The sequence below is a fragment of the Chryseobacterium sp. MA9 genome, from assembly GCF_024399315.1.
Taxonomy (GTDB): domain Bacteria; phylum Bacteroidota; class Bacteroidia; order Flavobacteriales; family Weeksellaceae; genus Chryseobacterium.
This window is the reverse complement of sequence record NZ_CP075170.1, coordinates 952,078-964,675: the sequence shown is the minus strand read 5'-3', so window position 1 is coordinate 964,675 and position 12,598 is coordinate 952,078. Positions and strand designations below refer to the sequence as shown.

8 protein-coding genes are annotated in these 12,598 nt (G+C 38.6%); all 8 read right to left on the bottom strand.

What is annotated here, in order from left to right:
- Positions 1–2: 2 nt before the first annotated feature.
- The 8 genes from KIK00_RS04345 to KIK00_RS04310 are packed head-to-tail and all read right to left on the bottom strand — an operon-like array spanning position 3 to position 12,505.
- Entirely contained in the window at positions 3–2,444 is a 2,442-nt protein-coding gene (locus tag KIK00_RS04345) for a TonB-dependent receptor (RefSeq protein ID WP_255815336.1), read from the bottom strand.
- On the bottom strand, positions 2,431–3,819 hold the full coding sequence (locus KIK00_RS04340; RefSeq protein ID WP_255815334.1) for an AMP-binding protein: 1,389 nt from the start codon (positions 3,817–3,819) through the stop codon (positions 2,431–2,433). The genes KIK00_RS04345 and KIK00_RS04340 overlap by 14 nt, the downstream gene beginning before the upstream one ends.
- Before the next feature lie 4 nt (positions 3,820–3,823).
- Positions 3,824–4,069, bottom strand: coding sequence for an acyl carrier protein (locus tag KIK00_RS04335; protein ID WP_047374822.1), 246 nt, complete (start codon positions 4,067–4,069; stop codon positions 3,824–3,826).
- 1 nt (position 4,070) lies between these two features.
- The gene (locus KIK00_RS04330; protein ID WP_255815333.1) at positions 4,071–5,474 is read right to left on the bottom strand and encodes an MATE family efflux transporter; all 1,404 of its coding nucleotides are present in this window, start codon (positions 5,472–5,474) and stop codon (positions 4,071–4,073) included.
- Positions 5,471–7,282, bottom strand: coding sequence for an IucA/IucC family siderophore biosynthesis protein (locus KIK00_RS04325; RefSeq protein WP_255815332.1), 1,812 nt, complete (start codon positions 7,280–7,282; stop codon positions 5,471–5,473). The genes KIK00_RS04330 and KIK00_RS04325 overlap by 4 nt, the downstream gene beginning before the upstream one ends.
- Before the next feature lie 7 nt (positions 7,283–7,289).
- Complete coding sequence (locus tag KIK00_RS04320) at positions 7,290–8,606, bottom strand: lysine N(6)-hydroxylase/L-ornithine N(5)-oxygenase family protein (protein ID WP_255815331.1); 1,317 nt, start codon at positions 8,604–8,606, stop codon at positions 7,290–7,292.
- A complete protein-coding gene (locus tag KIK00_RS04315) occupies positions 8,599–11,007 on the bottom strand; it encodes a GNAT family N-acetyltransferase (RefSeq protein WP_255815330.1) in 2,409 nt (802 codons plus the stop codon). Before KIK00_RS04315 ends, KIK00_RS04320 begins: the two co-directional genes overlap by 8 nt.
- Positions 10,979–12,505 (bottom strand): aspartate aminotransferase family protein, encoded by a 1,527-nt coding sequence (locus tag KIK00_RS04310; protein ID WP_255815329.1) that lies wholly within the window; start codon positions 12,503–12,505, stop codon positions 10,979–10,981. The genes KIK00_RS04315 and KIK00_RS04310 overlap by 29 nt, the downstream gene beginning before the upstream one ends.
- Between the last annotated feature and the right edge of the window lie 93 nt (positions 12,506–12,598).

The following is a 12,598-nucleotide window of genomic DNA, read 5'->3' as shown; positions in this document are numbered from 1 at the left end:
TCTTAAAATTTAAAGCTTACCTCAGCAACAAAATTACGAGGCATCTGAGCAACTACCACTCCCTGCCCTGCAAAATATTGTGCATTACCCAGATTATTCATTTTAAATCCTAATCTGTATCTTTCTTTTTCAAGGGAGATGGAAGCATTTACTAAAGTATAGGCAGGGAATGCAAACTGTCCGGTAACGGTTTTATTTCCGGTAATCTGTTTTCCAACACGGTTTACTCCGAAACCAACTCCAAGTCCCTGAAGTCCTTTAATGGGAAGAATATAACTAATCCAAGAATTGAATACATTTGCAGGACCTGCAGATTCCGGACGGCGCCCATCTACAGCTGGATCTGCTTTTTCATATCTGCTGTGGTTGTAGGTATATCCGGCCATGATGTTTAATCCCTGAACAGGATTCATGATGGTTTCAATCTCAATTCCTTTACTTCTTTGTGTTCCATCCTGAACAACAATATTGTATTCTTTTCCGTCGCGGATTACGCCACTTCCTCTCTGGATGTTATCTACAAGAATATCGTAGTATCCAACGGTGAAATTAATTTTATTTCTCCAAAGATTTCCTTTAATTCCTACTTCCCACTGATTCGCCATCTGAGGTTTCATTTCTCCGCTATAGTCTGGCAACTGCTGTGCAACAGGTGCTGTATAACTAAAGCCGTTCATGTAGTTACCATAAGCAGATAACTGATCTTTAAGGATCTGGTATACAATTCCCACTTTTGGAGACCATGCGGTCTGATTGAAATCACCGGTACGTTTGTTATCATTCAAATTCAATTGTCCTATACTTTCATAATGATCCATACGTAAGCTTAAAAGCGTTATCAAACGGTCAGTAATATAAGTGACATTTGAAATATAAGCTCCATAAAGGTTGGATGCAGAATTATTTCTTACCAAAGGTGTTTTACCTGCCTGAATGGCTGTCTGGGTAAATGCCTGGATTTTTTGAAGGGCAAGATCCTTAGAAATATTTGGATAGCCTTCTAAGCTTTGTCCGTTGACATTATCAAAGACTACAATCGGGGAATGGTTATTATTGATCGTTTGATTCAGATAATCTAGTCCGATCAACACTTTATTTTTAATTTTCCCGATATTAAACTGTCCATTAAAGTTCTGCTGAATACTGGTAGAAGACGCTTCTGAGTTCTGCCACTGTACATTACGTTCCAGCATAGCATCACTGGTATTTCCTCTGATGAACTGATATTGGTACAGACCTTCTGTTTTTCTAAAGTTTCTTGAGAGTAAAGTCTGTGAAGTCCATTTATCTGCAATTTTGTAGACAGCCTCAGCTTTTACATTAATAGATGGAGCTTTTAAGGTCATATCATTGTTGGAGTAAGACCTTTTCCAGTCGAAGCCAAGTTCATCCGGATTGTGAGCGAAATAAGCTCTTGTTCTTGGAAGGAAAATAATCGGAGTGTTTGTTCCTTCATAATTGTAGATTTGAGCTCCTAAGTTGAACTTCAGCCTGTCATTAACCTGATAGCTTACAGTAGGAGCCACAAAGAATGACTTTCTGAATTCAGAATCTCTGAATCCGTTCTGATACTGATAAGCGGCATTTAAACGAAACAGCATATTTCTGGATTCTGTAATCGGACCGTAAACATCAGCCGTTACACGGTTCAGATTATAGCTTCCCATAAGATAAGAAGCCTCTCCACCGAAATAATCCTTAGGTTTTTTGGTTATCGCATTAATCAAGCCTCCAAAGGAAGTTACGGCACCTCCGTACAATGTTCCTGACGGTCCTTTGATCACTTCCAGACGTTCAAGATCGGCAGGATCAACTTCTCCGTTGGTGTTCGCAGGAACACCGTCTACCATAGATACTTTGGTAGGGAATCCTCTAAGGCTGTAGTAGAAACTTCCGTCTCCTGAGCCTCTTCCCGGGCTTCCCTGCATTTTTACCATACCCGGAACGTTTTTCAATACCTCTGAAATATCGTAAGTAAGCTGTTCCTTCATGATCTGCTGGTTGATGCTTGTGTAAGTCTGTGGATTTTCAAGAACTTTCAAAGGCATTTTAGCCACTGAAGTACTGTCTCTGTCCAAAAATTTATTTCTGCTCACTGCATATACGGTAATTCCCTCAATCACATTATTGTGCAACGGGGCATAGATCGCAGGGATTTCGTGGACATCTTTCTGAATGTGGATAGACTCTCTCATCAGTTCGATATCATTTAAAACCACCTGAAGCATATATTCTCCAGGTGGCACATTTTCAAAGTAATATTCTCCTAAATTATTGGTTTTTGCCTGATAAGACGTGTTGACAAGTCTTAAAACAGCATTTTTTACTGGTGCCTGTTCAGTCAGCATGATCTTGCCATGAATTCTGTCGCCCTGTTGTGCAGAAAGCGAGTTTGAAGATAAAGCAAGACCAAGAAGTAATATAAGGGTTTTAGATGTTTTCATGCTGTAATTTTTGTAACAGGGGATAGTTTATTTTACCGTTTTGTGATAATGGGAATGATTCTATAAATTCGGTGCGAACATATTGCGGGTTGATGCGTAGTTTATTTTTAATGGTTTCGGTGATGATCTGAGGATCAATATCCGGATTGGCATACAACACAACGATTTTTTTATCATTGGCATTCAGACATACGAAGGTATTGCCCTGCATTTCATTTTTAAGAATAAATTCTACCTCATCCAGATTAAGACGTATTCCGAAAAGCTTCATGATACGTTTTATTCTTCCGGTGATGTAATAAATTCCGTTTTCACCTTTTCTGGCGGTATCTCCGGTATGCAGTACGGAAGGCTGCTCATAAGTAGCAAGATCTTCCAGCTTATTGGCATAGCCTCCGAAAATACTAACATGAGAAAACAGCAATTCATCCGTTTCAGGATCAATTTTGAAGCTCCCTCTTTCTACCACATTTCCGATTGATGTTTCTTCTTCCAGCAATCCTTCTGTAGTAAGGTAAGCCATTCTTCCTCCTGCTTCCGTTTGTCCGTATTGTGCAAAGAATTCTTTTTTAAATTCATGACAATAAGAGAAAATCGTTTTTCTCAACTCCGCATTAATTACTCCTCCGGTATGGGTAAAATACCTCAGACTTGGCGAATCTTTTCTGAAAAATCCTATTCTGTTCAGGTTTTCATAAAGGAAAGGAACTCCGCCTAAAGTGCTGTATCCGTACTCCTCCATTTCGTCCCAGAATGCTTTCTGCATAATGTCCTTATCTGTACATACGATTCTTCCGGCACGCATACAGTTGGTAGTGAAAATAGAGAATCCGTATACAAAGTTGATCGGAACATTTAAAGGAACCACATCTGTTTCCTGAATCGGCATGTACTGAAGGATGCTCAAAGCATTCTGATAAAGGCTTTCATCAGATAATTTAACCAGCTTCGGTATACCTGTTGTGCCTGAAGTACTCAAAAGGATTTTAATATCAGGGTGAATGGTAACTTCACTCTTATAATCATCCTTTGCAAAGATGCTGATATGGTCTGAGAATGTTTTGAGACTGTATCCTTCAATGGCTTCTCTTTGTGGATCAAAGATGTATTTAGGACGGTATTCTGCCTCAATACGTTCCTTAAATTCCTCATGCAGTTTCTGTCCCAGTACCGCAATGGTGTGTGCTGTTCCATAAAAATTAAGCAGCACTTCAATACTTGACAGCTGATTGTCATTGTACAAAAAGAGCAGCCCTTTTTCTACCGGGTTTAAGCCTAAAGACCGGTACAGTGTTCCCACCGGTATTGTTGTACCGGTGGAAGCATCTGTAAACCCCAAGTTCTTGTTGGCAATTACATTTTCTAAAATTTTCATAGGCTTAGTTTTCTACGAATACTTCGTATTTTTTCATTTTTTCGCGAATCTTTCCGACGGTTCCCATCTCCAGAATATCGTTAAAATCAAACTTGATCTGATAGAACTGTTCAAGCGCTTCTACGATAAGAAGATGAGACATAGAATCCCATTCCGGGATTTCCTGATAGGTTAGTTTTTCATCTACCAATTCTTTTTTTATGGCGATGGCAGAGGCGATAATTTCATAAAATTCTTCTGTAGTGTTCATTTTAAATTTTTATAGTTTTCCATTTTCCATTTTTAAAAATCATTAGGAATAGCACAGCTAAAACAATTTCCGAAGAAACAATAGCGGTAAATATTCCTCTCAGTTCCCACTGAAATCTTACTCCTAAGAGATAAGCCAGAGGAAGCTGAATCACATAAAACATCACGAGGTACAGCAGTGTAACCTGCAGAATGTTTCCGGCCGCATTCAGAGCACGGCTGATCACCATGGTGAATCCTAATAGCAAATAAGCCATAGACACCACATGAATGTATTGCACAGCATATCTTGCTACTTCCGGTTCTGTAGTGAAAAATTTCACCACGTATTCCGCTGCAATCTGCCAGAATAGAGCTACAAGTACCAGATAAGTCATGTTGATGGTTCCTGCTCTCCAAACTGTTTTTTCTGCACGTTCAGGTTCTCCGGCACCAAGATTTTGGCCAGTAAGAACTCCGGCTGCATTTCCTATTCCCCAGGCTGGCATCGTTGCTACGGAAGCAATACGCTGGGCAATGATATATCCTGCAAGTGCTGTAGTTCCGAAAGTGGAGATGATCTTCACCATAATCAGCCAGCTGGATGTTGGAATGATATACTGAACCAATCCGCCAAAGGCTATTTTCAGAATCTTCTGCAATAAGGGTACATCAAGCTGAAGAGGAACTCTGATGCTGATGCTGGTTTTTCCGGACATCAATACGAAAGCCTGATATAAAACCCCTAAAAGCCTCGACAAAACTGTAGCATAAGCCAATCCCATCAATCCAAAAGCAGGAATAAATCCTAATCCGAAAACAAGGATCACTGCAAAAATGATATTGGAAATATGGCAGATCCAAAGTGATTTCATAGCAATATCAGCGTCACCAGCCCCTCTGAAAAGTCCATTTACAGACAAACGAAGAATCACAAGCCCGATACTCAGGAAGACCAGTCGTGAGAAAGAAACTCCCTCAGTTACTGTATTGGCATTGATTCCCAGAAAATCAACAATTTCTGATGCAAAAAAGCAGGAAATCCCACTAATAAGCACTGCAAAAAATAAGGCTAACAAGATGATGTATTGAGCTGTTCTGCCCATTCCTTCTTTATCTTTTTCACCAGCTCTTCTGGCGGTAAGGGTTGCTGCTGCAATCCCCAAACCTACTGCAATGGCATAAGCAAAGTTGATGTAGTTATCTGTAATTCCCACAAGACCAAGAACCTTGTCGCCTAATTTTGCGATAATCAATAGATTAACGCTCACAAAAACAGATTCCATGACAAGTTCCATCACCATAGGAATGGCAAGACTAAAGATGGAACGGTTGATACTTCCGGAAGTCAGTTCAACTTTCTTTCCAGCTATGGCTCCATACGTAAAAACCGCTCCTTCTTTTAGTATATGCAGGAATTTCCTCATACTGCTGCTACTGAATTTTTATTGGCAATCTGATACAGCGGATTAGGCAGTGCTCCGTCTTTTCTCGGTATGGCAAACGCCTTGTTTTCACTGTAACCGTTATTTTTCAGACGCAGACTGTTGATATAGAATCTTTTGAATGCAGGCACATACAGGTCGTACTTTTCGTATCGTTCCTGAAGGTGGGTATTCTCAACTTTATAATTTTCTACACAGTTGTGAACCAGTTCCCAGAATGTTTCTTCATTAAAGTTGGAATAGGTATGCAGAGCATTTGATAGATACCTGAAGAAAGCATCAAAAACTCCAAGCAAAATAAACAACGGGATATTTTCTTTATTGGAAGACTGAATCAAACCATCTGCAAGGTGTGCAGGAAGTTTTTCTCTTGCTTCAGTTGTTAAAACGATATCATCCACAAAATCTTTAATTACAATTCTCTGTGGAATGCCGTTTTTCAGAACAACCATAATGTTTTCTCCATGTGGTGTTACACATAGTGAATGCGTGTAATAAATGTGTAATAATGGAGTAAGATAGGCATCAAGATAGCTTTCAATCCATTCTTTGATGCTCACATCCGCTTTTTCTGCAAATGCCTGTACCAACGGAACTCCACTCTCATCTACATAAAGTAAAGAGGCCATGGTTACCATTTGCTCATCTTCTTTCAGGTAGTTTTCAGCACTTTCTCTCCATAATGCCCCAAGGAATTCATTATATTGATAGGGTACACTGGCAATAGCTCCATATTGTGGATGCAGATAGGTAATTGCAGCCTCTTCTCCTAAGAAAATAGTTTCTTTGTTCTCAAGGTAAGCATCGTCTTTTATCAATCCTTTTACCCAATCTGTAATGGCTGGAGCAATTTTCATCTGTTTAGGTGATAATCCTCTGATATTTCCTGTACTCAGAATAGAAACTGCTGTTTTCAGATATCTCTTTTTAGGATGATCTACATTGAATAAAGTACGGATGCTCTGCTGTGGGCTGTAAGTATCGCTACCCTCTCCTAATTGGATTAAAAGTCCGGAAGCAATATCTCCGGCAAAATGAATCTGAAGCTTGTGCTCCCACTGCCATGGATGTACAGGAATAAAATGATAATCTTCAACAATTTTTCCTTGACTCAATAGCTGCTGCTGAAAATCATTGTACAATAAATCCCCTATTTCGGAACGATAAAACTGCTCTCGGTCAATATGTTCCAAAGCCTGGAATGACGATCTGCTTTTATGAGAAGCCAGCCAGATTACTTTTAAATTTTCATCGGCTTCAGGAGCAAATGTTTTCAGATCACGTGGAGAAAAACCTAATCGGCTTTTGTTCACAATTACCCACGGGTGTCCTGTCATATTGTGCTCTACCGTCTGATAATCTGCATCAGCAAGCTCTTTTGAAGACATCACCCCTTTTGATAAGATTAAAGCATCACAATACAGCGTATGCAGTAGCTCTTCCGTGTATCTTGCAATGGTATATGGATCTAAATCGAATACAGACTGCATTTCAAGGAAAAAAGCAGCTACATCTACAAAAGATAGTGCTTCACCGTTTTCTGTTTTTGTAATACTGTCTTTATCAATATGCCAATAATCCATCATTCTTTCCTGACCACGGAAGCTGTAGGTAATATTTTCAACTCCTGTTTCAAGGGTAAAAACAGTATATCCGTCTTTATTTTCAAAGGTTACTACAGGTTTTAGAAGCTCTTCATGCATCAGTTCTGCGATGGTTTTGGCCATTAGGTTTCTATTGGCCTGATTCCAGTTTTCCTGGCTTACTGTATTTTTTAAGTTGGTGTTCATTGTATGATTAAATTTTGGCAGTTGGTAAATCAGCATATTTTTCTACATCAAAATCCTGGAAAGCAATTTTCTTTTCAATTTTATAATGCTCTCTTCCCAAAATATCATTGATGATGTAGGAATTACGGTACGCAGCCATTCCCAGATCCGTAGAAATATAGCTGTGGGTATGAACTTCAGCATGAAGCACATAGATTTCTCCTCCGTTGTGGTCTATTGAATAATTTCTGTTGATATCAAACAATCCACTGGAATTTCTTTTTATTCTTGACTGAATATTCTTTAAGAATGCAGGCTCGTGATAGCGGTATCCTGTTCCCAGAATCAGATAATCTGCTTCCTGATCATAAGGTACTTCCTGTTCCAGTTGTGTAAATTCAAGATTGATGAAGTCCGGGTTGCTGTTGTCTACTTTATTCAACTGACTGTTAGGAATAATTTTAAGATTAGGGTCAGCGTTGTCAATATTCAGATCATAAATAAAATCATAGATATCATTGATCAGATCGTAATTGATTCCTTTAAACTGAGCTTGCTGTTTGCTTAAAATTGTTTTTCTTGCAGATTCGCTTCTGTTGTAGAAATATTCTACATAGTCAGGTGAAGTAAGTTCCAGTGTCAGTTTGGAATATTCCATAGGGAAAAATCTGTCCGGACGGGAATACCATCCCAGTTGTGTTCCTTCATTCCTGTTTTGAAGAAGGTCATAAAATACCTCTGCTGAACTCTGCCCAGAACCGATAATCGCTATTTTTTTACCTTGAGTCAAAAGCTCTTCTTTTCTGTATAAATAAGAACTTGTATGAATAACACGTGAATCATCCTTCGGAATAAAAGAAGGAATATGAGGCTGTGTTCCTGTTCCTAAAATCAGTCTTTCCGTTCTGAAAACCGTAGTTTCTTTGGTTTTGGTATGAATGGTAGTTACATGATATAAACCACCTTCATAAGTAATATCAACCACCTGAGTAGAAAAACGGCATTGCGGAAGCTGTTCAATTACCCATTGGCAGTAGCGGTTGTATTCTTTTCTCGGAATGAAAAAGCTTTCACGGATAAAGAATTTGTAAAGCCTTCCGGTTTCTTTCAGATAATTCAAAAGACTTAAAGGATTCGTAGGATCAGCCATGGAAACGCAGTCGCATAAAAATGGGGTCTGCAGGGTTACATGATCAATCATCAGTCCCGGATGCCAGTCGAAACCATCTCTCTGATCTAGAAAAAGGGTTTTCAGTTCCGAAATCGGATTGGATAATGCGGCAAGTCCCAGATTAAAAGGGCCTATACCTATGCCTATTACATTGTATACAGCTTCGTTAGTCATTTTTTGTAATGTTTGTGGTGATTTGTACCTCTTTATTCTGTGGGAATTTTTCCCAGTACCATTCTCTGTAACAGAAGTTCAGATTGGCTTTTTTATGAGGCATTTCAATTACTTTTTCTACTTTGAATCCTACATGGGCTTTGTTCATTATAGATGCAAGAGAGTCTACAGATCCTTCTCCTACCATTTTTCCTACCTGTGGCTGTGCAAAAACATAGTCGACCATGGATTGTGTAGATGGGGATACAAATTTCTTTTTAGGATCAATAGGTGCAATGAACTGGTGTGTTCCATAATCTGTAGGCAGTACTTCATAATAATCGCCTACAATATCTCTACAAGCCCAATAAATCTCTATATTACAAGAAGGTTCATCGTTACCTGCGATGATATAACTGTGCGCTTCATCACTTGGAAGCATCAGCCTATAGTAGGTTTCCAGTTCGTCTATCGGCCAGTTCATCTGCCAGATTTTTATGGCATGTTCACGGTTGAACCATTCATGAAGCATTTCAAGGTCATTTTCAAGATCTATAGGACGCATACTCATGGTTACATCTTCTTTCTGGAAATACCTTTTAAAGAAAACTTCTTTCCCTTGAGGATGAATCAGCTGATCCGAGAAGAAATGCTTGTGAAGAAGGTTCGGAACTTTAGCATAAGAAATTGAGGAAGCATTCACTCCGCCGTCTACGTCAGACACTGCCGACTGAAGGTTTGATTTTACAGCCCAATATCTTTGATTCAATGCATAATCTGTCAAAGATGATGGTTCAGATTCATGAAGATTTTCAAACTCCCTGTACAGAATATGGATCAGTCTTCTTTCTTTAACCAATCCTGTTTTACCTATTGAAGCAATCAATGCGCTTAGGTTACTTACCAGAAGATGGTGAGAAATAATGTCCAGAAGACGCTCATCTCTGATGAAAAGATCTTCCACTTCAGGGTAATCTTTAATCAGGGATTCATATTTTCCTTTGAAACTTTCTTTGATCAGATAACCCTGTCCGTCTCTTACATAAACAGACTGAGGAAGAAGCTGATTATCCAACTGAACAAGTAGGTTTTGCTGATGCACTTCCGGCGCCATGCCTAATTGATTGTACAATCTGTTTAAAGGCGAAAGCAATAGATTGACATATTTCTCAAACCAGATAATGGCTGCTTTTTCTGTATCTATGCCTAGTTGATTCGCAACATTTTTAAAGAAATGTGTCGTAAAATTGAACCCTTCTGTAGATTCATCCTGACAAAGTCTTGCCAATAAAATGACTTTATCTTCATTTGAGAAAGGATTTTCACGGAGCAGTATATTCAGGCTGTCCATATTTTTTCCTTCATAATGAACGCTTAGCGTGGAAGGCTCCAGCAATAATTTAAAATTCGGGAAATTTTGTTCAAATGAAGCCTTTATATTTTGCCACCAGATCGCCGAAGCATATCCTCTGTTGAGATCTTTCATGCTGTTTGTTCTGACAGAACCTGTCATTAAAACATGCAGAGAAAATTTCAACATCCAGCAGAAATCCGGATTATATACCGTTCTTATAGAGGATGTTGCATAAAAGTCTTCTCCCAATGGCCCTATGTGAATGATTTTTCCCGAACCAAGCATTTCAGGATATTCTTCTGTTGATAAAAGATACTGTGCTTCCCATGGATGACATGGAACTATATAAAAATCATTTGTGTTTTCAAAATCGTAGCTTTCCGGTAAAGAAGTCCACTTTTCGAAGATTTCTTTTGCAGAAATTCCCGGAAGAGATTTTTCCGTGATGCAGTCTTTGTGAATCAGAAAGTAATCCAGCTGAAATCCTTTCCCGAATTCAGGACCATATAAAAACTGTTCTTCTTCAGAAAATCCCATTCTTGATTTGGTGAAAGGATGCAGATTGTGTCCTGCCGGAAGCATTTGCTCAGATTCAAGGAAAGAATACGTTAAAAGCTGGTCATCCTGAAGACAAGCTTCTGTTGTCTGTTCAAGATTTCTTAAGCTGCTTTGAATTCTTTCCACAAATTGTTGGAATCCTTTTTCATTGGTCGTCTCAGAAAACTCTTTGTAAACCAGCTCAGTCAGTTTTTGATCATTAACTTCAAATACTTCTTGATTTTTATGGTCTACAACCCACAAAACAGGTCCGTATTCATGGAAAAGAGTTTCAGAACGATAGGAAACCGGAGCAAATAAAAACAGTCCGCTTTTCTTCATTTCAAATCTCATAAACAATGAATAATCACTGTTCTGAAGAGCTTTTGCTGTCAGAAGATTATATTTCGGAACGCCCTGATAGAATTTTCCATTTCCTAGTTCTCTCAACATTCCGTTCAGCAGAATTCTGAAAGTAATTTCCCGGGCTTTTTCTCCCGTTTTATTTTTCTGAATTAAAGTCTTTTCCATGTTTTTTGATTGTGGTGAGAATTTGATAAATGTCTTCAGTCGTAGTGATCGGGTTCAGGAATGTAAACTTCAAATAGAAATTTCCATCCACTTTTGTACTCGCTACAAGGATTTCTCCGCTGTAGAATAATTTCATCTTGATGTACTGATTCAGGGCATTCAGATCACTGATTTCCGGATTTACATATCTGAAAACAAGAACACTTAAGTCCGAATCTGAAAGAAGTTCAAAATCTGCATCTTCAGTAATCATTGCAGCTGCATCTTTGGTAAGATCAATCACAGTATCTGTGTATTCTGCCAACTGTTCTTTGCCCATCATTCTTATAGTAAACCAAAGCTTTAAAGCATCAAATCTTCGCGTACTCTGGGTAATAGATTTATTGATCTGTGCCGGAATTTCTTCTTCGTCCATTTCTTTCGGATTCAGATAATCAGCGTGGTGTTTAAGAATCAACAGTTCTTTTTTATTTTTAACAATAAAAGCACTGCTGCTGATGGGCTGGAAGAATGATTTGTGGTAATCTATCGTTACAGAGTCTGCTCTTTCAATACCGTTGATCAGATCACGGTATTTTTCACTTAATAATAAAGCGCAGCCATACGCCGCATCTACGTGCATCCAGATATTATAGTGTTCTGCAATATTGGCGATATCATCCAGTGGATCAATATTTCCAAAGTCTGTAGTTCCTGCGGTAGCCACGATACCAATAGGAATATTTCCTAACTGTTCTTCTCTCTTAATGTATTTTTTCAAAAGAGAGATATCCATACGAAAACGGTCATCGGTAGGCACTTTAACAATGCTTTTCTCACCCAGCCCCATAATGGAAGCATTTTTCAGATTGCTAAAGTGAGATTTATCTGAAACAAATATTCTGAAACGGCTTGCCTCTGCCGGCAGACCATCCATTTTAATATTGTGATTATATCTTTTCTGAGAAAAACAGTCACGCATCATGACCAATCCCATTAAATTGCTCTGTGAGCCCCCTGCAGTGAAAACGCCATCGCTTTCATTCGTATTGTATCCAATATGACCAGCAGTCCAGTCGATCAGTTTTCTTTCCATAAAAGTTCCTCCTGCACTCTGATCGTAAGTATCCTGTGAAGAATTGATTGCACTTACAAGGATTTCTCCTGCCAATGCTGGTATCACTACAGGACAGTTAAGGTGAGCTACATATTGTGGAAGGTGAAAAGCTGTGGCATGTTTTACATAGATTTCATCTACTTCTGCCAGAAGCTCGTTATAATTAGAAAGTTTTTGATTAAGATCGATCTGTTGTACCATTCCTTTCATTGTTTTGGCTTCTATACCACTGAAAGGCTTGTTATTTCTGTAAAGGAATTCCTGAACCAGGTCTAAAGTACTGTTGACAGCATTACGATAATGATCATAATTGTCAGGATGAAAAATATTCCCAAAATTCCCCGAAATGTGAGGTGAAGTTGTGCTTGCGAACTCTTCTAGGGATATTAAATTATTGTTCATAAAAGTTTTGTAATGTGATTTTTTTAATCTGTGAGTTGTTGTGGTTTTTTTGATATACGATTATATATATCTGATAGTCAGGTTTTTAATTTT